The 26,643-nt window shown below is 70.7% G+C and carries 24 protein-coding genes and 2 pseudogenes; 18 read left to right on the top strand and 8 right to left on the bottom strand.

The window, feature by feature from the left end; translation table 11 throughout:
• Positions 1 to 277 precede the first annotated feature (277 nt).
• Positions 278 to 1,816: a DHA2 family efflux MFS transporter permease subunit gene (locus CP975_RS01520; protein WP_055530250.1), complete on the top strand. Its 1,539-nt coding sequence runs from the start codon at positions 278 to 280 to the stop codon at positions 1,814 to 1,816.
• Positions 1,817 to 1,833: 17 nt separating this feature from the next.
• Here CP975_RS01520 and CP975_RS01525 read toward each other — a convergent pair.
• A pseudogene (locus tag CP975_RS01525) lies at positions 1,834 to 3,578 on the bottom strand (pectinesterase family protein).
• 271 nt (positions 3,579 to 3,849) lie between these two features.
• Between CP975_RS01525 and CP975_RS01530 the strand changes: the two are divergent.
• Together CP975_RS01530 and CP975_RS01535 are read left to right on the top strand one after the other, a co-directional pair.
• A complete protein-coding gene (locus CP975_RS01530) occupies positions 3,850 to 4,263 on the top strand; it encodes a YciI family protein (RefSeq protein ID WP_055530252.1) in 414 nt (137 codons plus the stop codon).
• Entirely contained in the window at positions 4,257 to 5,492 is a 1,236-nt protein-coding gene (locus CP975_RS01535; RefSeq protein WP_055530254.1) for an RNA polymerase sigma factor, read from the top strand. Before CP975_RS01530 ends, CP975_RS01535 begins: the two co-directional genes overlap by 7 nt.
• Here the strand turns inward: CP975_RS01535 and CP975_RS01540 are convergent.
• On the bottom strand, positions 5,462 to 6,394 hold the full coding sequence (locus CP975_RS01540; RefSeq protein ID WP_055530256.1) for a LysR family transcriptional regulator: 933 nt from the start codon (positions 6,392 to 6,394) through the stop codon (positions 5,462 to 5,464). The genes CP975_RS01535 and CP975_RS01540 overlap by 31 nt on opposite strands.
• Positions 6,395 to 6,563: 169 nt before the next feature.
• Between CP975_RS01540 and CP975_RS01545 the strand changes: the two genes are divergently transcribed.
• Entirely contained in the window at positions 6,564 to 7,319 is a 756-nt protein-coding gene (locus CP975_RS01545) for a sulfite exporter TauE/SafE family protein (protein WP_055530258.1), read from the top strand.
• Positions 7,320 to 7,550: 231 nt separating this feature from the next.
• Positions 7,551 to 7,826: a hypothetical protein gene (locus CP975_RS01550; protein WP_150476496.1), complete on the top strand. Its 276-nt coding sequence runs from the start codon at positions 7,551 to 7,553 to the stop codon at positions 7,824 to 7,826.
• Between the two features lie 31 nt (positions 7,827 to 7,857).
• Here the strand turns inward: CP975_RS01550 and asnB are convergent, their stop codons facing one another.
• Positions 7,858 to 9,699, bottom strand: a complete 1,842-nt coding sequence (gene asnB / locus CP975_RS01555; protein WP_055530263.1) for an asparagine synthase (glutamine-hydrolyzing) — start codon at positions 9,697 to 9,699, stop codon at positions 7,858 to 7,860.
• Positions 9,700 to 9,949: 250 nt separating this feature from the next.
• Here asnB and CP975_RS01560 point away from each other — a divergent pair.
• Positions 9,950 to 10,204, top strand: a pseudogene (locus CP975_RS01560) (EamA family transporter); the annotation flags it as partial.
• A gap of 56 nt (positions 10,205 to 10,260) precedes the next feature.
• Here CP975_RS01560 and CP975_RS01565 read toward each other — a convergent pair.
• Positions 10,261 to 10,851, bottom strand: coding sequence for a TetR/AcrR family transcriptional regulator (locus tag CP975_RS01565; protein WP_055530266.1), 591 nt, complete (start codon positions 10,849 to 10,851; stop codon positions 10,261 to 10,263).
• Between the two features lie 278 nt (positions 10,852 to 11,129).
• Here CP975_RS01565 and CP975_RS01570 point away from each other — a divergent pair, with 278 nt between their 5' ends.
• From CP975_RS01570 to CP975_RS01585, 4 genes are all read left to right on the top strand, one after another.
• On the top strand, positions 11,130 to 12,017 hold the full coding sequence (locus CP975_RS01570; RefSeq protein WP_055530268.1) for a Gfo/Idh/MocA family protein: 888 nt from the start codon (positions 11,130 to 11,132) through the stop codon (positions 12,015 to 12,017).
• Positions 12,018 to 12,449: 432 nt separating this feature from the next.
• Positions 12,450 to 13,271, top strand: a complete 822-nt coding sequence (locus CP975_RS01575) for an MmyB family transcriptional regulator (RefSeq protein ID WP_150476498.1) — start codon at positions 12,450 to 12,452, stop codon at positions 13,269 to 13,271.
• A 122-nt stretch (positions 13,272 to 13,393) separates the two neighbouring features.
• The gene (locus tag CP975_RS01580; RefSeq protein ID WP_055530270.1) at positions 13,394 to 14,434 is read left to right on the top strand and encodes a 3-oxoacyl-[acyl-carrier-protein] synthase III C-terminal domain-containing protein; all 1,041 of its coding nucleotides are present in this window, start codon (positions 13,394 to 13,396) and stop codon (positions 14,432 to 14,434) included.
• A gap of 76 nt (positions 14,435 to 14,510) precedes the next feature.
• Complete coding sequence (locus CP975_RS01585) at positions 14,511 to 15,299, top strand: GNAT family N-acetyltransferase (protein ID WP_055530273.1); 789 nt, start codon at positions 14,511 to 14,513, stop codon at positions 15,297 to 15,299.
• Between the two features lie 244 nt (positions 15,300 to 15,543).
• Here CP975_RS01585 and CP975_RS01590 read toward each other — a convergent pair whose 3' ends face one another.
• Positions 15,544 to 16,770 (bottom strand): acyl-CoA dehydrogenase family protein, encoded by a 1,227-nt coding sequence (locus CP975_RS01590; protein ID WP_055530275.1) that lies wholly within the window; start codon positions 16,768 to 16,770, stop codon positions 15,544 to 15,546.
• Positions 16,771 to 16,937: 167 nt separating this feature from the next.
• On the opposite strand from CP975_RS01590, the gene CP975_RS01595 reads away from it, so the two are divergent.
• Positions 16,938 to 17,582 carry a TetR/AcrR family transcriptional regulator gene (locus CP975_RS01595; protein ID WP_055530277.1) on the top strand — a complete coding sequence of 215 codons (645 nt, stop codon included), beginning with the start codon at positions 16,938 to 16,940 and terminating at the stop codon, positions 17,580 to 17,582.
• Between the two features lie 64 nt (positions 17,583 to 17,646).
• Here the strand turns inward: CP975_RS01595 and def are convergent, their stop codons facing one another.
• Positions 17,647 to 18,186 (bottom strand): peptide deformylase, encoded by a 540-nt coding sequence (gene def / locus CP975_RS01600; RefSeq protein ID WP_055530279.1) that lies wholly within the window; start codon positions 18,184 to 18,186, stop codon positions 17,647 to 17,649.
• 141 nt (positions 18,187 to 18,327) lie between these two features.
• Here def and CP975_RS01605 point away from each other — a divergent pair, with 141 nt between their 5' ends.
• The 5 genes from CP975_RS01605 to CP975_RS34905 all read left to right on the top strand — a co-directional run bounded on the left by CP975_RS01605 (position 18,328) and on the right by CP975_RS34905 (position 22,836).
• Positions 18,328 to 19,566: a Mur ligase family protein gene (locus CP975_RS01605; protein WP_030777505.1), complete on the top strand. Its 1,239-nt coding sequence runs from the start codon at positions 18,328 to 18,330 to the stop codon at positions 19,564 to 19,566.
• Between the two features lie 42 nt (positions 19,567 to 19,608).
• A complete protein-coding gene (locus CP975_RS01610) occupies positions 19,609 to 20,337 on the top strand; it encodes a type 1 glutamine amidotransferase (RefSeq protein WP_030777503.1) in 729 nt (242 codons plus the stop codon).
• Between the two features lie 168 nt (positions 20,338 to 20,505).
• Entirely contained in the window at positions 20,506 to 21,531 is a 1,026-nt protein-coding gene (locus CP975_RS01615) for a 6-phosphofructokinase (RefSeq protein ID WP_055530281.1), read from the top strand.
• Positions 21,532 to 21,639: 108 nt separating this feature from the next.
• Positions 21,640 to 22,590, top strand: a complete 951-nt coding sequence (locus CP975_RS01620) for a cytochrome c oxidase assembly protein (RefSeq protein ID WP_055530283.1) — start codon at positions 21,640 to 21,642, stop codon at positions 22,588 to 22,590.
• A gap of 87 nt (positions 22,591 to 22,677) precedes the next feature.
• Entirely contained in the window at positions 22,678 to 22,836 is a 159-nt protein-coding gene (locus CP975_RS34905) for a hypothetical protein (RefSeq protein WP_037896233.1), read from the top strand.
• 59 nt (positions 22,837 to 22,895) lie between these two features.
• On the opposite strand, the gene CP975_RS01625 is transcribed toward CP975_RS34905, so the two are convergent.
• Entirely contained in the window at positions 22,896 to 23,288 is a 393-nt protein-coding gene (locus CP975_RS01625) for an SSI family serine proteinase inhibitor (protein ID WP_055530285.1), read from the bottom strand.
• Between the two features lie 228 nt (positions 23,289 to 23,516).
• On the opposite strand from CP975_RS01625, the gene CP975_RS01630 reads away from it, so the two are divergent.
• A complete protein-coding gene (locus CP975_RS01630) occupies positions 23,517 to 24,311 on the top strand; it encodes a lysophospholipid acyltransferase family protein (protein WP_167532659.1) in 795 nt (264 codons plus the stop codon).
• Entirely contained in the window at positions 24,308 to 24,796 is a 489-nt protein-coding gene (locus tag CP975_RS01635; protein ID WP_055530287.1) for a YbaK/EbsC family protein, read from the top strand. Before CP975_RS01630 ends, CP975_RS01635 begins: the two co-directional genes overlap by 4 nt.
• An 18-nt stretch (positions 24,797 to 24,814) precedes the next feature.
• Here the strand turns inward: CP975_RS01635 and CP975_RS01640 are convergent, their stop codons facing one another.
• Positions 24,815 to 26,449: an alpha/beta hydrolase gene (locus tag CP975_RS01640; protein ID WP_055530288.1), complete on the bottom strand. Its 1,635-nt coding sequence runs from the start codon at positions 26,447 to 26,449 to the stop codon at positions 24,815 to 24,817.
• Positions 26,450 to 26,643 lie beyond the last annotated feature (194 nt).

The following is a 26,643-nucleotide window of genomic DNA, read 5'->3' on the forward strand; positions in this document are numbered from 1 at the left end:
GAATGCAAACGGCTTACTGAATTCCATCCCCTCCCGCGTGTCCACATATCAAGGGTGAATGTCAAATGCGCCGACGGACGGCGCGAAAATGCAACAGCAGGGCAGCTACCTGCCCTTATTAGGTGCTAAGGTTTTCCTTCGTCCCGAGCCCAGGCCGACTTCTCCGCGTCGCGCAGCTCGGATTGCACGACTTATCCCATCCGGAATGGACGCCGATCTTCCGTGTCTGCTCCCGCTTCCGGCGGAATGTTTCCACGCCTCGCTCTGGAGTTCTTTCATGTCTGTCGGCAGCTCGCCTGTCACCGCCCCCGGACCGGCGGACGCCCCCGGCGCGCCCGGGGATCCCGGCAAGGGCCGCCACCTCGGTCTCGCCTTGTTCGTCATCGCCGCCGCCCAGCTGATGGTCGTCCTCGACGGCACGATCACCAACATCGCCCTGCCCAGCATCCAGACCGCCCTCGGCGTGACGGACGCCAACCTGGCGTGGATCGTCAACTCCTACGCGCTGGCCTTCGGCGGGCTGCTGCTGCTCGGCGGCCGGGCGGGAGACCTCTTCGGGCGGCGGCGGATGTTCCAGGTGGGCATCGCCCTGTTCACCCTCGCCTCCCTCCTCGGTGGCCTCGCCCCCAACGAGGGCCTGCTGATCGCCGCGCGCGTCCTCCAGGGCGTCGGCGCGGCCGTCGCGGCCCCCAGCGCGCTGTCCCTGATCGCCACGACGTTCCCCGAGGGCAAGCCGCGCAACAAGGCGATGGGGGTCTACGCCGCCATGGCCGGCATCGGCGCGACCGTCGGCCTGCTCCTCGGCGGCGTCCTGACCGACGCCCTGGACTGGCGGTGGGTGTTCTTCGTGAACATCCCCATCGGCCTGGCCGTCCTCGCCGGGACCAGGACACTCGTGGAGGCCGAGCGCCACCCGGGGCGCCTGGACCTTCCCGGCACCCTCACCGGAACCGGCGGCCTGATCGCCCTGGTCTACGGCATCACGCGCGGCGGCGAGCACGGCTGGACCGACAGCGTGACGCTCGGCTGCTTCGTCGTCGCCGCCGTGCTGCTCGGCGCCTTCCTGCTCGTCCAGAGCCGCACCGCGCATCCGCTGATGCCGCTGCGCCTCTTCAAGGACCGCAACCGCGCCGGTTCCTACGCCACGATGCTCTTCATCGGCGCCGGCATGATGGCCACCTTCTACTTCCTGACCCTCTACATGCAGCTGATCCTCGGCTACAGCGCGGTCAAGACCGGCTTCGCCAATCTGCCCTTCAGCCTCGGCATGGGCGTCGCCGCCGCCGTCAGCGCCAAGCTGGTGACCCGCCTCGCCCCCCGTGTCATCGCCGGGCCCGGCCTGCTCGTCGCCGCGGCGGGCATGTTCTGGTTCGCCACGCTCACCCCCGACTCGTCGTACGCCGGGCATCTGATGCCGGCGATGTTCGTGACCGCGCTCGGCCTCGGCATGAGCTTCGTACCCATGACGCTGGGCGCGGTGAGCGGGGTCGGCGACCAGGAGACGGGCATCGCCTCCGCGCTCCTGAACACCGCGCAGCAGGTCGGCGGCGCCCTCGGCCTCGCCGTCCTGTCGACCATCTCCACCTCGGCGGCCGACGAGCGGCTGCCGGCGGCGGCAGCCTCGTTCTACCGGGGCGTGGCCACCAAGGACCACGGCCTGGTGGCCGAGGCGGCCGACGCGCTGACCCACGGCTACACCCTCGCCTTCGCCGGCGCGGGCGTGATGTTCCTGGCCGGTCTCGCCGTGACCGCGCTCGCCATCAACGCCGCGAAGCAGCGGTCGGCCGAGGGCGCGGCGCCCGTCCACCTGGGCTGAGCGCCGCGGGCGGGCGGTCAGCCGGCGGTCGGCTTCCAGTCGCCGAACCAGTCCACCTTCTTCTGGGTGGCGGCCTGGGTGTCGGTCAGGTGCGGGCGGTCACCGCCGGCGGCGCCGGCTCCCGGACCGTCGTTCTTGTATTCGGCGAAGCGGTCGTTCTTCCAGGAGAAGCCGCCCATGTCGGTCCACGGGGTGGTCTTGACGGCCCCGCCGAGCTTGCTGTCGCGGATGGTGGTGTGCGGGTCGAGGCTCGCGTCACCACCGGCGTGCCAGGGGCGGCCGAGGTAGCAGCCGCGGGCGGACACGTCGCCGTCGATGGTGGTGCGGGTGATGAGGAAGCCCTTGCGGCCCGCGGGCGTGCTGGGCGCGGTGACGTACCCGGCCGAGGTGCCGTTACACCCGGCCCGTCTTGTCCTTGGCGGCCGTGTCCCGGAGGAGGGTGTCCTGGTCGCCGCTGATGATGAGGGCGTCCAGGCGGATACGGTCGGCGGCGGTGCGCAGCGCCACGGCCTGCTGGCCGCTGAGTTGCCGGTTCCGGGCTTCGTCGAAGTCGTTGGAGATGGTGAGGTTGCGGGCCTGGAAGTCGTCGGCCTCCACCGCGACGGTGGCGCTGCCGCCGGTGCCGTACGTGCCCGAGCCGTCGGGCTTGGTCATTCCGGCGGCGTGGCCTTCGACGATGACGGAGTCCTTGCGGCTGGTGCCGGTGCCCTCGAACGTGACGTGCGGCTTGTTCGCCGGGACCTTCACCGTCTCGCGGTAGGTGCCGGGGGCGATCCGGATCACGACACGTGAGGTGTTGCCCGCGGGCACGGCGTCGACAGCCTTCTGCACGCTCTTGTACCGGCCGCTGCCGTCCTTGGCCACGGCCAGGGTGCTCTGCGCGGCGGCGGTCCCGGCCCCCGACGTCGTACCGATCGAACTGCGCGGTCCGGCACCGGACTTGAGCAGGCCGGGGACATCGTCGGCTTTGTCGAGGCGGTAGTTGTAGTACGCCTTCGGGTCGAAGGCCGCGCCGCCGCTCTCGTTGCGGCCCCTGGTTCCGTCGAAGACGTTGCCGCGCTGGACGAGAGCGGCGTGCCGTCCTTGCGTGAGCGACGTGGTCGGTGGAGGGGTTGCGCTGTGCCGTCTCGCGGAACCAGTTGTGATGAATCGTCAGGTTCGCGGTGGTGTTCTCGGTCCAGCCGATGCCGAACGTCTTGTTGTTGTCGCTCAGCCTGTTCCAGGGCACCGTCACATAGGTGGTGTCCTTGCGGCTGTCGATCAGACCGTCGGCCATGTGCCGCAGATTGTTGTGGTCGATCCACACGTGGTGCGCGCCGTCCATCTGGACGGCGTCCCAGTCGTGCTCCTTGTCGTTCCGGATGCCCTGGTACGAATCCCGGATCGTGAGGTTCCCGATGATCACGTTGTGCACGCCGCGGCCGAGGAAGAACCCGCCGCCCACGAGCTGCCCCGAGGTACCCGCGCCCACGATCGTCTTGTCGGAGGCGACCTCGACCTCCTTGCCCTTCGGGCTCATCGAGATCGTCGCGGCCACCACGATGACGTACGGCTCCGAAGCGCTCGCGTACTTCTCCAGATCGGCGAGGGTCCGCACGGTGACCGTCTTCCCGTCCCGACCGCCGTACGTCCCCTTCTGCCCCAGCGCGTGGACCGACGCGAAGCCGTCGGCGCTGGCCTTGGCCCAGGCCGGCGCCGGAGCGGCAGCCGCCCTTTGCTGCGCGTCCTCGCCGAACACCCCGAAAGCCGTGCCGTAGGCCATCGCCCCCGCGGCGGCCAGCGCCAGCGGCACGCCCGCGATCAGGGCCGGCGCCCGTGAGAAACGGGCCGCTGAGCAGTCGCCACCGCACCGCGAAAGGTTGCCGCCCTCCCCTCACGTCTTGCCAGGAACTCGGCGCCACCTCTCACCAGGAACTCGGCGCCGCCGCTCGATAGCATGCTGGGGGCAGCCCATGTAGAGAACGCGCCGTCCGCTCCGACGTCCCCTGTGAGAGTCGCCCATGAGGGGTGACGGCGCAGCCGAGGAGCGAGTCATGAAGTATCTGGTGATGGTCCAGGGCTCACAGGCCGACTACGACGCGATGACGGGCAAGCCCTCCGAGCACAGCCCGGCCTGGAGCGAGCAGGAACTTCAGGCGATGTTCGCGTTCATGACCGAGGTCAGCAACGACCTCGCCGAATCCGGGGAGCTCATCGACGCGCAGGGCCTGACGGAACCCGCGCAGGCCCGCTTCGTCAGCGCGGGCGGGGACGGCCGCCCGGTGATCACGGACGGCCCCTACGGCGAGACGAAGGAGGTACTCGCCGGGTACTGGCTCGTCGACTGCGAGAGCCTGGAACGGGTCACCGAGATCGCCGCGCGCATCACGCGGTGTCCCGGGCCCGAGGGCCTGGTCGAGCCGCCCGTCGTGATCCGGCCCGTGCAGGACGCGGGAGGCGCGTGCTGAGACGTACGACCGAGGTCGAGGACCTGCTGCGCCGACACGCGCCGCAGGTCCTCGGCGCGCTCGTACGCCGGTACGGACACTTCGACACCGCCGAGGACGCCGTGCAGGAGGCGCTGCTCGCGGCCGCGCGGCAGTGGTCTGACCAGGGCCTGCCGGACAATCCGCGGGGCTGGCTGATCAGGGTGGCCTCGCGGCGGCTCGTGGACCAGCTGCGCGCGGACGCTGCACGGCGGCGGCGTGAGGAGGACGCGGCACTGCTCACCCCCCGCGACGCGTTCACCGCTCCCCCGCCGGGCGAGAGCCGCGCCCCCTCGGACGACGACACGCTCACGCTGCTCTTCCTGTGCTGCCACCCGGCGCTGAGCCCGGCCGGACAGGTCGCCCTCACCCTGCGTGCCGTCGGCGGCCTGACCACGGCGGAGATCGCCCGCGCGCACATGGTGCCGGAGGCGACCATGGCGCAGCGGATCAGCAGGGCGAAGGGGAAGGTCAGGGGTACGCCGTTCCGACAGCCGGGACCCGAGGACCGCGACGCGCGGCTCGTCGTGGTCCTCCAGGTGCTGTACCTGATCTTCAACGAGGGCTACACGGCGACGTCCGGCGATGCCCTGCACCGCGCGGACCTCGCGCGGGAGGCGATCCGGCTGACGCGTTCCGTACGGCGCCTGCTGCCCCACGAGGGCGCGGTGACGGGGCTGCTGGCTCTGATGCTGCTGACCGAGGCGCGCAGTGCCGCGCGGACCGGCCCGCACGGCGAGCTGATCCCGCTGGACGAGCAGGACCGCACCCGCTGGGACCGGCGGGCGATCGCCGAAGGCACCGCGCTCGTCGAGGAGGCGCTCTCTCAAGGCCCGCCCGGCGCCTATCAGTTGCAGGCGGCGATCGCCGCGCTGCACGACGAGGCACCGAGCGCGGATGCCACCGACTGGCCGCAGATCCTCGCCCTGTACGACGTTCTCGTCCGCCGCGCCCCCGAGCCCATGGCCGAACTGGGGCGCGCGGTGGCGTACGCGATGGTCCACGGGCCGAGGGCCGGGCTCGGTGAACTCACCGCTCTGGAAGGCCGGTTGACGGGCCACTACCGCCTCGATGCCGTACGGGCCCATCTGCTGGAGAAGGCGGGTGACACCGAAGGGGCGCTCACCGCCTACCGGTCGGCGGCCAAGGGCACCCTCAGCCGGCCGGAGGCCCGCTACCTTCAGACGCGCGCCGCCAGACTGCTGCCCTGAGCCGGGACCGGGCCGAGCGGCGCACAGTGCTCGGCCACGGTGTCGGCGAAAGCGCGGGCCAGCGGACTGAGCGCGTCCCAGCGGCGCACCGCCCAGCCGACCGACAGCGGCGGCAGCTCCGGGACAGGGACCATGCGCAGCCCGGCAGGAGCGCGGCCCCGCCAGCCGGGCAGCGCGGGCACGACTGCCTGCCCGAGGCCCAGCTCCGCGAGCAGCAACGCCGTGTCCCAGTCGGCGACGCTGGTGCCCGTCGGCAGGACCACTCCCAACTCGTCCAGGCGGGCGTCCAGTTGAGCGCGGGACGTCGAGTTCACCGGCGGCGTGATGAGCTGCCCTCCGGCCAGGTCGGCGGGCTCGACGCGCGGCCGGTCGGCGAGTGGGTCGTCGGCGCGGACCGCGAGGACCCAGGGCAGGGCCACGACGGGCCGCTGCTCGATGCCGCGCACGGGTTCACCGAGGGTGATCCAGGCGAGGTCGAGGTCGGCGGCGGCGAGCGCGTCGAAGCACCCGCTGCTGGAACTGACGGTCTGGAACTCCAGGCTGACGCGGGGATACCGGCCCCGGAAGTCCACGACGGCCTCGGCCATGAAGTGCCGCACGGTGGTGGCACCGGTGGTGATCCGCACCGTGCCCCCGTCGCCCCGGGCCTGCTCCCGCAGGCGCCGCACCGCAAGATCGATGCCGCCGATCCCCTCGGCCGCCGCGGCGCGCAGGACACGCCCGGCCGCGGTGGGCACGACGCCCCGGGCGTGCCGTTCGAGGAGGCTCACCCCTAGCTCCTTTTCCAGACGCTTGACGTGCTGGCTCACCGCCGATTGCGTACAGGTGAGGTCGCGGGCCACCGCGCTGAGGCTGCCCGCGCGGCACACGGCCACGAAGACTCGGAGATCGTCGAAGGTCACAAGGGGTGAAGGTATCCCTTGGGGCGATGCAAGGAAACCCGAGGATTGACTTGGGTTTTCACCATGACCCAAGATCGTTCACGGCCCGGGCGGCGACCCGGAGACGGGCGCCGACCCGGGGTCCGGACGACCCCGGGGGCGGGCCGTGCCCCTGTGGGAAAGGTGACGTGTGGAAGCGCTCGAGATGGCGGCCGTCGGGGCCGCGGGTGTCGCGGCCGGCGGGATCAACGCGGTGGTGGGGTCCGGCACGCTCATCACTTTCCCCACCCTGCTGGCGTTCGGCTTCCCGCCGGTGCTCGCCAACGTGTCGAACAACCTCGGCCTGGTGCCGGGCACCGTGAGCGCCGCGTACGGCTACCGCCGTGAGATGAAGGGGCAGTTGGGGCGCCTGGTGCGGTTCGGTGCGGCCTCCCTCATCGGTGGCCTCATCGGCGCGCTGCTTCTTCTGCAACTGCCCGACGACGCCTTCCAGGCGGTGGTGCCGGTGCTGATCCTCGCCGCCTGCGTCCTGGTGGTGTTGCAGCCGTGGCTCAACCGGCGGCTCAAGGAGCGCGAGAACCCGGGGAGACGGGACGGCGGCGCTCCGATGTGGTGCGGCGTCCTCGCCGCCGGCGTGTACGGCGGCTACTTCGGAGCGGCCCAAGGCGTGCTGCTCATGGGCCTGTTCGGCGCCTTCATCCTGGACGACCTGCAACGCCTGAACGCCGTGAAGAACGTCCTCGCCTCGATCGTCAACGGAGTCGCCGCCATCGTCTTCATCGCGGTCGCGGACGTCGACTGGACGGCGGCCGGGCTGATCGCCGCCGGCTCCACGGTCGGCGGGCTCGTCGGGGCGCGCTACGGCCGCCGCCTGCCGCCGGTCGCGCTGCGCGGCTTCATCGTCGTCGTCGGCGTCACGGCCTCGGTGATCATGATCGCGAGCTGAGCCCGGGCGCGGACGGGGCAGGCAGCGCGTTGCGCGGCTCACACCCCCACCCCTCCCACCTGGGCACATCACCCGATGGTTTATCATTGAACATGAGGTGGTCCCGACCGTGATTCCCCCGTCCGGTCGGGGCCACTTCCCATTCGTCGCCGCTTCCGCTGTTTTCACGCCTTCGTGGGCGAATATGCCAACCGCACCGCGTCACCCCCGCCCGGGCGGCATCATGCGTCCATGGACGGTGCCAAGCCTGTGCAGGTCTTGTTCACGCCCGAGGAGTACGCCGCGGTCCTGCTCCACGCGGACCGGCTCGGGATGCCGGTGGCGGAGTTCATACGCCGCGCGGTGACCGTCCGCACCGAGGAGCAGCACCCCGACCCCTGCCGGACCCCCGAAGCCCGGCGCGGGGCGAGCGTGCCGCCCGTCCAGCGCGACCTCGGAACGGGCAGGAAACCCGCGCTCCAGCGGTTCCTCGACACCCTCGCCGCCTCGGCCGAGCCCAAGGAGTGAGCGCGCGGGGCAGGGGCCTGACGCCCGCAGGTCAGGACAGCGCGATGTCCGGCTGGTAGAGATCCAGCCAGAGCGCGAGATCCAGGGTGCGCTCCAGGCCGCTCCGTGACGCCTGGGTGATCTGCGGCGCCTCCCGCGCGGCGGCCCGCGCCGCCCGCTCCCGGTCGACCAGCTCGAAGACCGGGTGGCCGGGCCGGGCGAGCAGGTCCTTGACGTGCCCTTGCAGGGCGACCGCGTACTTGGGGTCCTGCGTGGAGGGGTACGGGCTCTTCACACGGTCGTAGACGGACTGGGGCAGCACATCGGCGGTCGCCTCGCGCAGCAGGCTCTTCTCCCTGCCGTCGAAGGACTTCAGCGCCCAGGGCGTGTTGTACACGTACTCGACGAGGCGGTGGTCGCAGAACGGGACGCGCACTTCGAGCCCGACGGCCATGCTCGCGCGGTCCTTGCGGTCCAGCAGGACGCGGACGAAGCGGGTCAGGTGCAGATAGGAGACCTTGCGCATCCGGTACTCGAAGTCACTCTCGCCGTCCAGGCGCCGGATGCCGTCGACGGCCGTCGCGTAACCGTCCTTGACGTACGCCGGGAGGTCGAGCGCCGCGGTGAGGTCGGGGCGCAGCACACCGGAGTCGTCACCGAAGTGGTCGGCGAACCGCACCAGCCAGGGGAACGTGTCGGCCGTGCGCGCCCGCTCGTCGAAGAACTGCAGATAGCCGCCGAAGACCTCGTCCGCCGACTCTCCGGAGAGCGCGACCGTGGAGTGCTCCCGGATGGCGCGGAAGAGGAGGAAGAGGGAGGCGTCCATGTCGCCGAAGCCGATGGGGATGTCCCGGGCACGGATCATCTTCGCGCGCACCTCGGGGTCGGCCAGGGCGTGCGAGTCCAGGACGATGTCGCGGTGCTCGGTACCCGCCGACTTCGCCACGTCGTGCACGAAGGGGGTGTCGGGTGTGCCGCGCAGCTCGTCCGCGACGAAGTTGTCGGTCTGGCCGACGAAGTCGACGGCGAAGCTCCGTACGGTCTCGCCCGTCTCCGCCAGTCGGCGCGCGGCGAGCGCCGTCAGCGCCGAGGAGTCCAGGCCGCCGGAGAGCAGTGTGCAGCGCGGCACGTCCGATACGAGCTGGCGGCGCACGATGTCCTCCAGCAGCTCGCGCACCTTTCCGATCGTCGTGTCGCGGTCGTCGGTGTGCGGCCTCGTCTCCAGTGACCAGTAGACGTGCCGGCGCAGCCCCGAGCGGCCGACGGTCACGACGGTGCCGGGCTCGACCTCGCGCATGCCGTCCCAGACGGCGTGGCCGGGCGTCTTGACGACGGTGAACAGCTCGCGCAGCCCGTCGATGCCGACGCGGCGGCGGGCCAGGGGGTTGGCGAGGATCGCCTTGGGCTCGGAGCCGAACAGGACGCCGTCCGGTGTCTCGTAGTAGTAGAAGGGCTTGATGCCCATGCGGTCGCGGATCATGACGAGCTTGTCGTGCCGGGCGTCCCAGATCGCGAAGGCGTACATGCCGTTGAGCCGCTCGGCGAGCGCCTCGCCCCACTCCAGATAGCCGTGCAGGACGACCTCGGTGTCGGAGTCGGTGGTGAACCGGTGGCCGCGGCCCGCCAGTTCGCGCCGCAGCTCGGAGAAGTTGTAGGTCTCCCCCGAGTAGACGAGGGCGACGGTGCCGTTCGGCGTCTCGACCGTCATCGGCTGGCGCCCGCCGGGCAGATCGATGATCGCGAGCCTGCGGTGTCCGAGCCCGGCCGGGCCGCCGGTCCACGTGCCGCGGTCGTCGGGGCCGCGGCAGGACATCGTCTCCGTCATGGCGTCCAAAGTGGTGGACTCGGCCGTGAGGTCACGGTCGAAGGAGACCCAGCCGGTGATGCCGCACATGTGATTCCTCCCGCTCGCAAATTAGATGTATCTAGCACCTATAGCGGGAATCGTGCGCCTTCGAGTGCGTACGGTCAACATCCCGGGCACTCGGCGAGAGCCGGTACCCCCGTGGTTTCGGCCGTACTTTGCCAAGGCCAGAGGGCGTGCAAGGGACGGACTCGGCCTGCCGCCCTACCGGAGAGGGCCACCGGAGATCACGTAAGGAAACTTTCCGGCCATGGGCAAAGACTTGTCCACGATCCGCCCCAGCGGCACCACCGCACTGATCGACGGCACCCGGCCGCTGGTCGCGGGAGCGCTCGCCGGGCCGCTGCTCGGGCAGTCCGTCTCCCGCACGCAGTGGATCGGCGGCGTTCCTGGAACCAGCGCTCGGCCCGCCCGGTGCGACCGGCGGTGGCCATGACCGTCCACTGCGTCACGAGTGGCGTCGTCTTCTCGGGCGATCTCCACGTTCGGCGGGTACGGCCTGTACTGGCTGATCCTGATCCTGCGGCGCCGCGGTGGCCGTCGTGCGGCGCTGCGAGCGCTCGCGCAGGACCTCCGTACCGGCGGAGCGTGTTACTCCGGAGTCAGAAAGGCCTGCACCGCGGGCGCGTACCGCTCGGTGATCTCGGCGATGGTCGCGGCGCGCAGCCGCGGGCCGCGGGCGATGCCGTACATCACGCCGAGACCGATCAGCATGCCCACCGCGAGTTCGGCCCGCAGTCCCGCGTCGGGCCCCGCCAGGCGCCCGCTCAGCCGATCGGCCACCTGGGCGCGGAAGTTGGCGCGCAGGACGTCGCCCCGCTCTCCGTGGAGCGGGGCGAAGACGATGCGCAGGATGGGGTCGGCACCCCGCTCGGCCTGGCCGGTCAGCAGATGGTGGACCATGTGGCGGCCGAGACCAGCGAGGGGCGCGTCGAGGAACGCCTCCGCGTCCGCCTCGAATGACATGACGTGCGCGAACAGGGCGTCCTTGTTGCCGAAGTACTTCAGGACGAGCGGCGCGCTCACCCCGGCGCGCTCGGCCACCGCCTTGAGGGTGATGTCGCCATGGGCGTGCCGCGCGAGGAGGTACCTCGCGGCGCGGGTGATGGCGCCCTTGGTCGCTTCGGCGTCCCTGCGCGAGCCGGCCGGAACGGAGGGATGGGTGAGGTGCCTTCTTCCCACGGTCGCATTCCTTCCACGGTCGCCCCTCCGGCCGGCCCCGCCGCGCCGGAGCACGCGCATCGCCGGATATCGGGACGGACTCCGTGAAGCCCCCGCCGACATGAGGTGAATGGAAATTCACAATAGCCGTTGAATAAGTATTCACCAGTAGGAAGCGGCATGTGCCCGAGCCTCATGCCGGACACACCCTCATGCTCACGGCCGTCAAGTGACCGCAACGGACGAGGGGTTACCGGGCGCCGGTTCGCTCTCGAACTGCTTCGGTCATACTGCCGCCCATGAACCGACTCCGCATCGGCCTCGTCGGCACCGGCCCCTGGGCCACCGCCACCCACGCCCCGGCCCTCGCCGCACACCCGGACATCGACTTCAGCGGCGTGTGGGGCCGCCGACCGGAGGCCGCGGCCACGCTCGCCGCCGCGCACGGGACAGCCGCGTACGCGGACGTGGACGAACTGTTCGCCGCCAGCGACGCCGTGGCGTTCGCGGTGCCGCCCGACGTCCAGGCGGCGCTGGCGACGCGGGCCGCGGCGGCGGGCTGCCATCTGCTCCTCGACAAGCCTGTCGCCACGACCCCCGAAGCCGCGCTCGGACTGGCGCGGGCGGCCGAGCGGGCCCAGGTGGCGTCCGTGGTCTTCTTCACACTGCGGTTCGCCGAGGCCAGCTCGGCCTGGCTGGCCGAACAGGAGAACACCGGCGGCTGGTTCACCGGCCGCGCCGACTGGTACGGCTCCTTCTACACCGCGGACGGGATCGCCGCGTTCCCCTCACCGTGGCGCGCGAGCCGCGGCGGCCTGTGGGACGTGGGCCCGCACGCCCTGTCGGTGCTTCTGCCGGTCCTCGGCGACGTGAGCGACGTGACGGCGGCGGCCGGGCCCGGGGACACGGTCCACTTGATCCTGCGCCACTGCGGTGGCGCCTCCAGCACGGCGGCGCTGAGCCTGACGGCGCCGGTGGAGTGCGCGGGTCTGGCCGTGGAGTTGCGCGGCGAGAGCGGCGTCGCGGTGCTGCCCCCGTGGGAGGGGGCCGAGGAGGCGTTCCCCACCGCCGTCGACGAACTCGTCACGGCCGCGCGCACCGGCACAGCACACCCTTGCGATGTCCGGTTCGGGCTGCGGGTCACGGAGATCCTGGCGTGGGCGGAGGAGCGGCTCCCCACCGGGTGACCGCCCGGGGACAACCACGGGCGGTCGGTACCGTGGCCGCTACGTAATGGCGAGTGACGGCACCGACCGCAGCCGGTGGACCCACGAAACCGGTCCGGGAAGAAGCTCCGCGCGGTCCGGCGCTGCCCTGTTTCCCACCACACGGATCGGAATACGAACAGTCGTCCCACACGCTTCCCGCAACGGCCCGATAGGCCTAGGGGGTACCCGATGCCGGGGAATTTCAGCCATTCTCAAGCTCCCCGGACAAGATGCCCCACAGTTGTGCCCACGCACTCGCCGTCGATCAAACCTGCTGGTCGGCGAGGTCGCGCACTCCATGATGCCGTAGCGTCTGATCGTTTTCTTCGGGCAATGTTTACTACCAAAGAAGTTGTGAATATTTAGACTGATCACGCTCCAACTCAGCGTGTACCAAGGGGATTACCCACCATGAACAAGACGGCGCTCCGCGCTCTGCTCCGCGAACGACGCGCCCTCATTGCCCCCGAATCGCATGGCTTCTCCCGGCCCCGCGGTCAGGGGCGGCGGGCTCCCGGCCTCTCGCAGCACCAGGTCGACCAGTTGCTGCACCGCACCTTCGGGACGTATCACCGGCTGGAATCCGGCAATTACCCCAATCCGCCGGCGTCCCTGCTGCGTGACGTGGCGCGTCTCTTCGGGCTCAATGAGCAGGAGTGGGTGTCGCTGTGCCGGTACGCGCTGTTGCAGGATCCGCCGGGTCCGCTCCACCCCTCCTCGGGCAAGGAGATACCGGGCGTCTGGCAGGAGGCGGTCGAGAGCATCACGCACATGGCGTACGTCACCGACGCGTCCTGGGAGCTCCTCGCCCACAACGAACCGTTCGAGGCGATGTTCCCCGACCGGCGGGTGCCGACCAACACGATGCGGTGGATGCTGCTCGAACCCGACGGCCGCGAGCAGCTCACCGACTGGCGCGATTCCTGGGTCCCCATGGTGCTGCCGCAATTGCGTGCCGCCCTGGTCGCCCGGCCGGACGACGAGATTCTGCGCGCCATCGAGAAGGAGGTGGTCGCGGATCCCGAACTCTCCCACCTCTACGACAGCGACGGGGCGCTGATCCACCCCGACGGTCACGAGCGTCCGCTGCGGCACGCCGTCCACGGCCTCGGCTGGGTGTCGATCTGCGCGGCACAGCCCATGACCGCCCCGGGCTCGCGTCTGTTCATCCTCATCTATCACCCCGGTATGGAGCGAAGGCACTCACGCGCACCGATGCTGCGAGCCATGTGAGGAGCTGAGCCGCCCACTCTCACGCGATAGCCGCCTACTCTCACGCGATGGGGGGCATTCGTCGCGCCGTCAAGTACGTTATCGGCACCCCCCGCACCCGATCTGCACCGTGGGAGTGCCTCATGCCAGCTTTTGTGTCCGTCCCCAGAACTGTCCTCGGTGCTCACAAGGTCACCACGGACGAGATCGCCGATGACATACGTGCCCATCACCGCGACCACCCCAGGCTGAACGCGATCCTGCGTGTCGTGAACAACTGCGGGGTGCGCACCCGCCACTTCACGCGGCCGCTGGCCTCCCCCACCGTCTCCGGGACCGCCGATGTCCAGGACCGGACCGAGGCCGCGTTCCAGGACGCCGTCGACATGTCGGAACAGGCTGCCCAGGAGGCCCTGCGGGCGGCCGGTCTCGCGCCGCACGACATCGACGCGATCGTCACCACCCACGCCACCGGCTGGGCCGTCCCCAACCTCGATGTCCACCTCGTCGACCGCCTCGGTCTGAGACCGACGGTGCGCCGCACCGCCCTGACGACCGTGGCGTGCGCGGGCGGTGTCCAGGCCATGATCCGTGCCGCGGACCTCGTCACCGCGCGGCCCGCGAGCAAAGTACTGGTCGTCGCGGCCGAGGTGCTCTCGACCTCCTACAACCACACCGCCGACACCATCGAATCGATGATCTACAAGACCCTGTTCGCGGACGCGGCCGCGGCGACCGTGGTCACCGGCGCACCCTCGGGGCCCGGGCTGGTCATCGACGACACGTTCGAGTACGCCCTGCCGGGCAGTCTCGACCGCTATCGCGGGCGGCTCGACCCGCATGGCATGCACTTCGACTCCACCAAGCAGGCCCCCGACACGGTCGCCTCCACCCTCCCTCCCTTGCTGGACTGGCTGGGAGACCACTCCGTGGATTTCGCGGTCATCCACCCGGGCAGTCTGCGCATCATCACCGGCACCGCCGACGCTCTCGGCCTCGCACCGGCCGACACCCAGCACTCGGTGGACACCTTGTCGGACGAGGGCAACATGGGAGGCGTCAGTGTCTTCCGCGTCCTGGAGCGCACCCATGCGACCCCACCCGCGGACGGGGCGAACGGTGTCGCCCTGGCGTTCGGTCCCGGCTTCATCACCGCCGCCCTCCGCTGCCGCTGGCAGTCCTGACCCCTCCCGCCCGCAGACCTGAACCCGCACACCTAATTCAGTTGTCACCCCCTGCCGCCCCTGTTGGAGTGACCGCATGGATCACGCAGCGGTACTGGCCGCATACGACCGCCAGATCAGGCAGGACGCGCGGAGCGAAGGGCATGGCCCGGCCGTCGAACGGGTGGGTGGTGTCGTCCGGCAGACCGGCTCGGAGAGCGACTGGAACGGCGTCCTGTGGGCGGACATCGACGCGACGACGGCGGACGCCGTCATCGCGGAGCAGGTGCGCCACTACACCGACGCGGGACGCGAGTTCGAGTGGAAGCTGCATTCCCACGACCGCCCGGCCGATCTGGCCGGCCGGCTCCTCGCGGCGGGTTTCGTGGCCGACCCGCAGGAGACCGTGATGGTCGCCCAGGCCGAGAGCCTGCCCGCGGCACCGGAGTTGCCCGAAGGCATCCGGTTGGTCCCCGTGACGGACGCGGTGGGCGTCGACCTCATGGCCCAGGCGCACCTGGCGGCCTTCGGCGAGGGCGACGCCGCGCTGAGCGAACACCTCGCCAAGCGGGTGCTCGCCCAGCTGACCGAGACGCCGGACGAGATCGTCGCGGTCGTCGCCATGGCCGGGGAGCGGCCGGTGTGCGGTGCCCGGATGGAGTTCTGCCCTGGCACCGACTTCGCGGGGCTCTGGGGCGGCGGCACCGACCCCCGGTGGCGCGGCAAGGGCATCTACCGCGCGACGGTGGCCTACCGCGCCCGCATCGCGGCCGAGCGCGGCTACCGCTATCTCCAGGTCGACGCCTCCGACGACAGCCGCCCGATCCTGGACCGGCTCGGCTTCTCGACGCTGTGCACGACGACTCCGTACGTGTACCAGCCCTGAGGCGAGGCCCCGGAGCCCCGCGCCGCCCGCACGTCCGCGTAGCGCGTCACCAGCCGGCAGGTGCTCGTCCCGTACGGCATGCGGACCTGGGTCACAGGTGCCTCGGTCCGCATGCGCGTCATGAACGGATCGGGCTCCAGAGCGTTGTGTGGCGGCGACGGCCGCGCCGCGGTTCACGGGCCCCCGGATCCGCGGGACGAGCACCTCGGGCGTCGGCGAGCCGGAAGACGACCGACCGGTGCGCTCAGCGGATCGGCATGCCCGACAGCGTCCTCGCGATGACCAGGCGCTGGATCTCGCTCGTGCCTTCGAATATCGTGTAGATCGCGGCGTCCCGGTGCATGCGCTCCACCGGGTACTCGCGGGTGTAGCCGTTGCCGCCGAGGATCTGCACGGCCTGGGCGGTGACCTTCTTGGCGACCTCGCTCGCGTAGAGCTTCGACATGGAGCCCTCGGCCGACTCGAACTTCTTGCCGGTACTCGCCATCCACGAGGCGCGCCACACCAGGAGGCGGGCCGCGTCGATCTGGGTGCGCATGTCGGCGAGCTGGAAGGCGACGCCCTGGTTGTCGATGATCGGGCGGCCGAACTGCGTACGCGTCTTGGCGTACTCCAGCGCCTCCTCGTACGCGGCACGGGCGGTCCCCACCGCCATGGCGCCGACCGCGGGGCGGGACGCCTCGAAGGTGGCCATCGCGGCGTTCTTCACGCGCTCGCCACCGGCCTTGGCGCGCTCCCGCGCGCGGGCGAGGCGCTCGTCCAGCTTCTCCTTGCCGCCGAGCAGGCAGTGGCCCGGGATCCGTACGTCTTCGAGGACGACCTCGGCGGTGTGCGAGGCGCGGATGCCGTGCTTCTTGAACTTCTGCCCCTGGGCCAGGCCGGGCGTCTTCGGCGGGACGATGAAGGAGGCGTGCCCCTTCGAGCCGAGCTCGGGGTCGACGACCGCGACGACGACGTGGACGTTGGCTATGCCGCCGTTGGTCGCCCAGGTCTTGGTGCCGTTCAGGACCCACTCGTCCTTGGCCTCGTCGTAGACGGCGCGGGTGCGCATGGCGGCCACGTCGGATCCGGCGTCGGGCTCGGAGGAGCAGAAGGCAGCGACCTTGACGTCGTTCACGTCGCCGTACATCTGCGGGATCCAGGTGCCGACCTGCTCCTCGGTGCCGTTGGCGAGCACGCCGACGGCGGCCAGGCCCGTGCCCATGATGGACAGGCCGATGCCCGCGTCGCCCCAGAAGATCTCCTCGGTGGCCATCGGGATGCCGAGGCCCGTGGGGTCGAAGAACTGCTGGGCGTAGAAGTCGAGGGAGTAGATGCCGAGCTTCGCCGCCTCCTGGATGATCGGCCAGGGGGTCTCCTCGCGCTCGTCCCACTCGGCGGCCGCGGGGCGGATCACCTCGGCGGCGAACCCGTGGAGCCAGTCCCGGACCTCCTTCTGTTCGTCGTTGAGCTCCATGGTGAACTCGGCCATGACCCCTCCAGGACCAGCGATCAACTGCGGCGTTACTAGCGGTAACCGAAGTGTGTTACCGGCCAGTAGTCCGTGTCAACTCCCGGCAGCCCGTTCGATGCCCGCCTAGTGCCGGGTGTTACGTTGCGCGTGCGTCACGCAATCGCACGGGCGGGGAGAGAACGCTTATGGAGACCACACACCGCACTGATCAGCAGAGATCCGCGGACCATCGCCGGCGCGAGCTGCTCGAGGCCGCGGACCGGGTGGTGCTCCGCGACGGCCCCGGCGCCTCCATGAACGCCATCGCCGCGGAGGCCGGCATCACCAAGCCGATCCTCTACCGCCACTTCGGCGACAAGGGCGGCCTGTACGCCGCGCTCGCCAAACGGCATACCGACGCGCTGCTCGAAGCCCTGCGCGCCGCCCTCGACGCTCCCGCCGAGCGCAGGGAGCGGGTCGAGGCGACGCTCGACACCTACCTCGCGGCGATCGAGGCGCGCCCGCAGGTCTACCGGTTCCTGATGCACCCCTCCGAAGCGCCCTCGCCCGGCGAGCAGGGCTTCGACGTCGGACTGCACTCCGCTCCCGTACTGCGGCGCCTCGGCGAGGAGCTGGCGGAGGTCATCGAGGAGCGCGTCGACCTCGGGCCGGAGAGCGCCCAGCTCGCCCGCGTCTGGGGGCACGGCATCGTCGGCATGATGCACGCGGCGGGCGACTGGTGGCTCGGCGAACGGCCCTGCTCCCGCGAGCAGTTGGTCCGCAGCCTGGCCGATCTCCTGTGGGGCAGGCTCGCCGCGGCGGGCAACCGTGTGGGCGGCCCCGGCTTCTGACCTCCGGGAAACCGCCAGGGGCCCCTCATGGGGCCGCCGGGGAGCGCTCAGGGGTGAGGGGCTCTCAGGCGTTCCAGGAGGCCCTGGCGGCGGCCCGCAGCACCCTGCGGCGCCGCCATCCGGTGACGCGGTCGGTGTACACGCCGCCCTCCAAGTGATCGCACTCGTGCTGGAGACAGCGCGCGAACCAGCCCGTCCCGTGCACCTTCACGGGCTCGCCGCGCAGGTCGACACCCTCGACCACCGCGTGGTCGAAGCGGGGCGTGCCCGCTTCGAGGCCGGGCAGCGACAGACAGCCCTCGGGCCCGCGCACGGTGACGCCGTCCGCCTCCACGAGCCGCGGGTTGACCACGTGCCCGAGGTGGCGGACGTCCTCGTCGTCAGGGCAGTCGTAGACGAACACCCGCTTGGCCACGCCGATCTGGTTCGCCGCCAGGCCCACGCCCTGGGCCGCGTACATCGTCGCGAACATGTCCTCGATGAGGCGCGCCAGTTCGGGACCGAAGTCGGTGACCTCCTCACAGGCCGTGTGCAGCACGGGGTCACCGAGCAGGGTCAGAGGTCTTACGCGCCCCGAGGCGCCCGGGATCGAGCCGTGTCGCATGGCGGCAAGAGTACGGTCCATGGAGTGCGGCGGCATCGAGGTGGTGCCGTGGTTCGGGCTTGTCAGTGGATCTCGATAGGCTGAGGCAGAGAAACGATGCCGGGGCAGGCGCGGCGCCGTACGCAAGGAGGATCTCGACAGATGTCAGGCAACACGGACCCGCTGTCGCCGCGGGCCAAGCTGGCCGTGACGGCGGGCAAGGCGGCCGCGGCGGTGTCGCGCGCGGCGGGCCGCGGCAGCGGATCGGTGATCGGCGGCAAGGTCGCGCTCAGGCTCGACCCCGAGCTGCTCGGTCGCCTCGCCACACACCTGGACGTGGTCCTCGTGTCGGCCACCAACGGCAAGACGACCACCACGCGCCTGATCGCGGAGGCACTGCGGGCCAGCGGCCCGGTCGTGTCGAACGCGCTCGGTGCGAACATGCCTGCGGGAATCACCTCGGCGCTCGCCGGCGGCTCCGACGCCAAGTACGGCGTGATCGAGGTCGACGAGAAGTACCTCGCGGGCGTCGCCCGTGACGTGGACCCCAAGGCGATCGCGCTGCTCAACCTCTCGCGCGACCAGCTGGACCGCGCCGCCGAGACCCGCATGCTCGCCGAGAAGTGGCGCGAGGGCCTGGCCGGTTCGAAGGCCGTGGTCATCGCCAACGCCGACGACCCGCTGGTCGTCTGGGCGGCCTCCTCATCTCCGAACGTGGTGTGGGTCGCGGCCGGCCAGGAGTGGAAGGACGACGCCTGGTCGTGCCCCTCCTGCGGCGGCGTCATGCAGCGCCCCGGCGACGACTGGTTCTGCGGCGAGTGCGGCTTCCGCCGCCCCGCGCCCAGCTGGGTGCTCTCCGGCGACCACGTCCTGGACCCGCACGGCTCGGCCTGGCCGATCCACCTCCAGCTGCCCGGCCGGGCGAACAAGGCCAACGCCACCTCATCGGCGGCCGTCGCCGCCGTCTTCGGGGTGCCGCCGCAGGTCGCCCTGGAGCGCATGTACCAGGTCCAGGCGGTCGCCGGACGCTACGACGTCGTGCAGTTCCAGGGCCGTGACCTGCGTCTGCTGCTCGCGAAGAACCCCGCGGGCTGGCTCGAGACGTTCTCGCTGATCGACCCGCCGCCGACCCCGGTGATCCTCTCCGTCAACGCCCGCGGCGCGGACGGCACGGACACCTCCTGGCTGTGGGACGTCGACTACACCCGGCTCGCCGGCCACCCGATCTTCGTGCTCGGCGACCGCAAGCTGGACCTCGCCGTGCGCCTGGAGGTCGCGGGCCTGGACTTCCGGGTCTGCGAGAGCGTCGATGAGGCGGTGCAGCTGGCCCCGCCGGGACGCATCGAGACGATCGCGAACTACACCGCGTTCCAGGACCTGCGCCGCCGCGTCGGCAACTGACCCCACCGGCCCCTTCTAGACATTTCGTAGGGACACATGAGCATGAGCGACAACAGCCTGCGGCTGGTGTGGGTCTACCCCGACCTGCTCAGCACGTACGGAGACCAGGGCAACGCCCTGGTGGTGGAGCGCCGCGCCCGCCAGCGCGGCCTCCAGGTCGAGCGGTACGACGTGCGCAGCGACCAGCCGGTCCCCACCTCCGGGGACATCTACCTCATCGGCGGCGGTGAGGACCGCCCGCAGCGCCTCGCGGCCGAGCGGCTGCGCCGCGACGGCGGCCTCCAGCGGGCCGTGGGCAACGGCGCGATCGTCTTCTCGGTCTGCGCCGGCTACCAGATCATCGGCAACGAGTTCATCAACGACCTCGGTCAGCGCGAGCCCGGCCTCGGCCTGCTCGACGTGGTCTCCACGCGCGGCGAGGGCGAGCGGTGCGTCGGTGACGTCCTCGCCGACATGGACCCCCAGCTGGGCCTGCCCCCGCTGACGGGCTTCGAGAACCACCAGGGCGTCACGCACGTCGGCCCGAACGCACGGCCGCTGGCCCGCGTCACCCTCGGCCGGGGCAACGGCACGGGCGACGGCACCGAGGGCGCGTACAACGGCACGGTCTTCGGCACCTACATGCACGGCCCGGTTCTCGCCCGCAACCCGCTCATCGCGGACCTGCTGCTCAAGTTGGCCCTCGATGTGAACGCGCTGCCGCCCACGGACGACCGTTGGTACGAGGCACTGCGCGCCGAGCGCATCAACGCCGCGCAGCAGCCCGCGTAACACCCCGGCACGAAGCCCGCTTGACGCCCCGCACGCACATGTGAGCGGGGGCGTCCAGCCCTCGGACGGCTGATGCGGCCCTGCCCCCCGGCGCCTATAGGGTGGCGGGGATCCAGCCGGACGACGTGGTCCGGCCATTCGGCCCACGTTGCAAAGGTATTCCGGGCTATGCGCATTGGTGTCCTGACCTCCGGCGGCGACTGCCCCGGCCTGAACGCCGTCATCCGCTCCGTCGTGCACCGCGCGGTCGCGGACCACGGCGACGAGGTCATCGGCTTCTACGACGGCTGGAAAGGCCTCCTGGAGTGCGACTACCGCAAGCTCGACCTCGACGCGGTGGGCGGCATCCTCGCCCGTGGCGGCACGATCCTCGGCTCCTCGCGCGTCCAGCCCGCGCAGCTGCGCGGCGGCGTGGAGCGAGCCAGGGGCCATGTCGCGGACCTCGGCCTCGACGCGATCATCCCGATCGGCGGTGAGGGCACGCTGAAGGCGGCCCGGCTGCTCTCGGACGCGGGCCTGCCGATCGTCGGCGTACCGAAGACGATCGACAACGACATCGCGGTCACCGACGTCACCTTCGGCTTCGACACCGCCGTGGGCGTCGCGACCGAGGCGCTCGACCGCCTCAAGACCACCGCCGAGTCGCACCAGCGCGTGCTCATCGTCGAGGTCATGGGCCGGCACACCGGGTGGATCGCCCTGCATTCCGGCATGGCCGCCGGCGCGCACGCCATCGTCGTCCCCGAGCGCCCCTTTGACATCGAGGAGCTGACCGCGAAGGTCGGCGAGCGCTTCGCGGCGGGCAAGAAGTTCGCGATCGTCGTGGCCGCCGAGGGTGCCAAGCCCCGTCCGGGCTCCATGGAGTTCGACGAGGGCGTCAAGGACGCCTACGGGCACGAGCGGTTCGCCGGCATCGCCCGGCAGCTCTCCATCGAACTGGAGCAGCGCCTCGGCAAGGAGGCGCGCCCGGTCATCCTCGGCCACGTACAGCGCGGCGGCACCCCCACCGCGTACGACCGCGTCCTCGCTACCCGCTTCGGCTGGCACGCCGTGGAGGCCGTGCACCGCGGCGAGTTCGGCAGGATGACGGCGCTGCGCGGCACGGACATCACGATGGTGCCGCTCGCCGAGGCCGTCGAGACGCTGAAGACCGTGCCGGACGAGCGGTACGCCGAAGCGGAGTGCGTCCTCTAGTTCCGTTGCCTTTTGTACTATCCGCCCCCGGTCGCCTCAGCGGCCGGGGGCGGTTCTACTCTTGTGCCGACACACGTCGCACAATCCGCACGAATCAGGAGCCACTGGATGGATCACAGCGGGCACGGCATGAACATGGATCTGCCGCCGTTCACGCTGGGGCGAGGCCTGGAACTGTCGGCCGACCCCTTCTTCCTCATCGGCTGCCTGGTGGCCCTCGCCCTGTACGGGTGGGGTGTGGGGCGGCTCGTGCGGCGCGGCGACAAGTGGCCGGTGGGCCGCACGATCTCCTTCGTGCTCGGCATCCTCACCGTCCTGCTCGTGATGTGCACCAAGCTCAACGACTACGGCATGGTCATGTTCAGCGTGCACATGGTGCAGCACATGGTGATCAGCATGCTGTCGCCGATCCTGCTGCTCCTGGGCGCGCCGATCACGCTGGCGCTGCGCGGACTGCCGCCCGCGGCGCGGGGCCACAAGGGGCCCCGTGAGTGGCTGCTGTGGCTGCTGCACAGCCGGTACATGCGGATCATCACGCACCCCGCTTTCACGATCCCGCTGTTCATCGCGAGCCTGTACGCGCTCTACTTCACGCCGCTCTTCGACACGCTGATGGGCTCCAAGGCGGGCCACATCGGCATGATGGTGCACTTCCTCGCCGTCGGCCTGGTGTTCTTCTGGCCGATCATGGGCGTCGACCCGGGGCCGCACCGGCCCGGCTATGTGATGCGGATGCTGGAGCTGTTCGCGGGCATGCCGTTCCACGCGTTCTTCGGCATCGCGCTGATGATGGCGACGCAGCCGATGATCGGCACGTACATGCATCCTCCGGCCTCCCTCGGCATCGACGCGCTGGCCGACCAGGAGGCGGCGGGCGGCATCGCCTGGGCGTTCAGCGAGATCCCCTCCGTGGTGGTCCTGGTGGCCCTGCTCTTCCAGTGGCGGCGCTCCGAGGACCGTGAGACGCGGCGCAAGGACCGTGCCGCCGACCGCGACGGGGACAAGGAGCTGGAGGCGTACAACGCCTATCTGGCCTCACTGGCCGCACGCGGCCGCTAGCGCCGGAGGGGCATCGGGGGTGACGATGGTCTTCGGACCGCGGTCCCGGCGTGCGGACGCCGGAGGCTGCCGGGAGGAGGCTGAGCGATGCCCGGTTCCACGAAGACCATGGGTGGGTTCACCATCGGAGGCCTGGTCATGGTGACGGCCTACTCGGTGGGGCTCGGAAGTAACGGCTGGCTGTGGTTCGGCTGGGTCGTGCTCGGACTGATCACACTCGGGATGGTGCTGTCGCGCACCACGTGAGCCACGTGCCGCGCGACAGCCCGGTATCCATGAGGCCGACGACGCCCTCAGAAACGCTCTCAGAACCGGAAGACGTGGCCCGTGTCCGCGCCCATCGCGCAGGCGTTCGGGTACGTCTTCTGCCAGCTGATCACCCGCTTCCGGTAGGTACCGGAAGCGGTCACGGTGACCGGGTCGAACTCCTTGGTGCACATGCGCGGGTCGTCGGCGAGCTTGTCGAAGTTCCCCTTCGCCCGGGCGATCGCCGCGCACGCCTCGGCGGCCTGCGGATGGGGGCCGGTGGGCTCGGGCCGGCAGCGCAGCAGGACACCGCGCATCCAGGTGTTCTCGGAGCCCGAGACGGTCAGGAAGAGCCCGCGCTGCCGCGGAGTGGGGGCCTCGTCCGCCGCGTGGGCGGGGACGGCCGCGCCGAGGGCGATCAGGGCGGCGACCGCGACGGTGAAGGGACGCATGCGAAACCTCCGGAGGGGGTGACGGTGACGTGCTGTGGCGTCGGGCCGCGGCGTCCCGTCGGGGACACCGGGGCGAGGCCAGCGGACCCTCCTCGCGCATCGCGCGTCGAGTCGCCTCGCCGACGGGTCGCCCACCCGGCGGTGGCCGAGGGCCCGAACGGCCTCTCGCATCCGCGTCGCCGATTGGCTACTGTGCGTCGTCACCTGGATCAGGGGAAGGCGGCCGCCATGTTCTATCTACTGCTCAAGTACGTGATCCTCGGTCCACTGCTCCGGCTGATGTTCCGGCCGAGAATCGAAGGCCTGGAACATGTGCCCGAGTCGGGTGCCGCGATCGTCGCGGGCAACCACCTGTCGTTCTCCGACCATTTCCTGATGCCGGCGATCATCAAGCGCCGCATCACGTTCCTCGCGAAGGCCGAGTACTTCACGGGACCCGGTCTCAAGGGCCGGCTGACCGCGGCGTTCTTCCGCAGCGCGGGGCAGATCCCGGTGGACCGCTCGGGCAAGGAGGCGGGGCAGGCCGCGATCCGCGAGGGCCTCGGCGTACTGCGCAGGGGCGAACTGCTCGGCATCTACCCGGAGGGCACGCGCTCGCACGACGGGCGGCTGTACAAGGGCAAGGTGGGCGTCGCGGCGATGGCGCTCAAGGCGGAGGTGCCGGTGATCCCGTGCGCGATGATCGGCACCTTCGAGGCGCAGCCGCCGGGCCAGAAGATGCCGAACTTCCGGCGGGTGACGATCCGCTTCGGCGAGCCCCTCGACTTCTCCCGCTATCTCGGCATGGACAACGAGAAGGCGGTCCTGCGGGCCGTCACCGACGAGATCATGTACGCGATCCTCGGGCTCTCCGGACAGGAGTACGTGGACAAGTACGCGGCGGTCGTGAAGGCGGAGGAGGCCGAGCGCCAGGGCGCGGCGGGACGATCCGGACCGTGGCGTTCCCGAACTATGCTCGCGAAGTCGATCACTTCGACGACTGAGCGGAAGGCGCCTGATCGGCGCGACGGGAGGGCCAAGTGAGCGAAGAGCACGTCCAGTACACCAAGTTGGTGGGACTGCTGGAGGAGCGCGGGGCGGCGTACCGGGTCATCGAGCATGATCCGGAGGGCGCCACGGAGGCGGTGAGCGCGCTGCGCGGCAACACCTTGGAGCAGGCGGCCAAGTGCATCGTGGTGATGGTGAAGACCGGCAAGAAGACGAAGCGGTACGTCCTCGCCGTGGTGCCGGGCGACCGGCGCGTCGATCTGAACGCGCTGAAGGCGCTGCTCGGTGGCACGTACGCCGGGTTCGCGACGCAGGAGGTGGCGGAGCGGCTCTCGGGGAGCGTGAGCGGGACGATCCTGCCGTTCTCGTTCGACCCGGAGCTGGAACTGGTCGTGGATCCCGCCCTGTTGGAGCACGAGGAGATCTTCTTCAACGCGGCGCGGCTCGACCGCTCGCTGGCGCTGCGGACGGCGGACTACCGGGAGATCGCCCGGCCTCGGACCGAGGCGATCTCCCAGTAGCGGTGGGCCGAGGGGCTGTTACGGCTTCGGCGTGGCGTGCGGGCCGCACGTCACGTCGGAGGAGTCCAGCCGGCCGGTCAACAGATAGGCGTCGACACGGTCGTTGAGGCACGGGTTGGGGATGTTGGTGATCCCGTGCGAACCGGCGTCCTTCTCGGTGACCAGGCGCGATCCCTTGAGGTGCTTGTGCAGTTCGAGGGCACCGGGGTACGGCGTGGCCGCGTCACGGGTGGCCTGGACCAGCAGCGTGGGCGGCAGGCCCTTGCGGCTCTCGATCTCCAGCGGGCGCTGCTGCTTGCTGGACCAGGTCGCGCACGGCAGGTTCATCCAGGCGTTGCCCCAGGTGAAGAAGGGGCTCGTCTTGTGGATGCGGGTGTTGTCGCGGTCCCACTTCCGCCAGCTGCGCGGCCACTTGGCGTCGGCGCACTCGACGGCGGTGTAGACGGCGTTGCTGTTCTCCGAGGCGGCGTTGCCCGCCTTGTCGTCCATGTCGGGGCTCGCCGCCTCGATGAGGGGCTTCGGGTCGCCGGCGACGTACTTGCTCCAGTTCGTGGCGATCTGGACCCAGTAGGAGTCGTAGTACGGCGCGTTCTGGAAGTACGAGTGGAGTTCGGCCGGGCCGACTACGCCGTCCAGGGGCCGCTTCTTCGCGGTGGCGCGCAGCTTCTCCCACTGGGCGCGGACCTCGCCGTAGGTGTCGCCGAGGTGGAAGGCGGCGTCGTTCTTCGCGACCCACGTCATCCAGTCGATGAGGCGCTTCTCGAAGGCGGTGTCCTGGTCGAGGTTGACCTCGTACCAGATCTTGTCCGTGCGCGGGTTGACCACGGAGTCGAAGACCATGCGGCGTACGTGCGTCGGGAAGAGGGTGCCGTAGACCGCGCCCAGGTAGGTGCCGTAGGAGACGCCGAGGAAGTTCAGCTTCTTCTCGCCGAGCGCCGCGCGGATGACGTCCAGGTCGCGGGCCGTGTTCGGCGTCGTCATGTGCGGCAGGAGTGCGCCGCTGCGCTCCTGGCAGCCGTCCGCGTACTCGGCGGCGAGCTTGCGCTGGACGCGCTTGTCGGCCTCGTTGTCGGGGATCGGGTCCGGCTTGGGCGCCTTCACGAACTCCTGCGGGTCCATGCAGGAGACGGGCGCCGAGTGACCGACGCCGCGCGGCTCGAAGCCCACGAAGTCGTACGCCTTCGCGGTCTTCTCCCACAACTTGTTCTGGGTGACGACGCGCCGCGGGAAGCGCAGGCCGGAGGCGCCTGGGCCGCCGGGGTTGTAGACGAGGGCGCCCTGGCGCTCGCCCTTGGTGCCGGTGTTGCCGATGCGGTCGACGGCGAGCTTGATCTGCTTGCCGTCGGGCCGGGCGTAGTCGAGGGGCACGGTGACCCAGCCGCACTGGATGGGCTTCTCCAGGCCCCAGTCGGCCGGGCAGTCCTTCCAGTCGACGCCGGCCTTGGCCGCGCGCCGGGCGGCGAGTGCTACGCCTCGGGCCTCGCGGTCCTCACGCTCCTTGCCGAAGCGAGCGCCCGCGTCGGCCGTCCCGCCCGTCTCCGTCCCGGCGTTCGCCGTCGGGGCGGCCACCGCGCCCGCTATGAGCGTCACCGCGACGAGCGTGCCCGCCGAGCCGAGCACCGCCGTCCGCCTGGTCCCTCGGGTCCGTCTCAAGTGGGGCCTCCCGCACATCGATTCGAGAAGATTCGATCAGTACGGGGGATCCTTGCGCCTGGGGGCTGGGGGGCGACAGGCGCGGGGGGTCTTCTTTACCAATCCGATAACCGGATCGGGCTACCCCTGTGAGCGGTCCGCGCAGCCCCGCCCCGCTGCCCTCTCGACCAGGATCAGACCGGCGCCGGCGAGGG

This window comes from Streptomyces alboniger (assembly GCF_008704395.1).
GTDB classification, from domain to species: domain Bacteria; phylum Actinomycetota; class Actinomycetes; order Streptomycetales; family Streptomycetaceae; genus Streptomyces; species Streptomyces alboniger.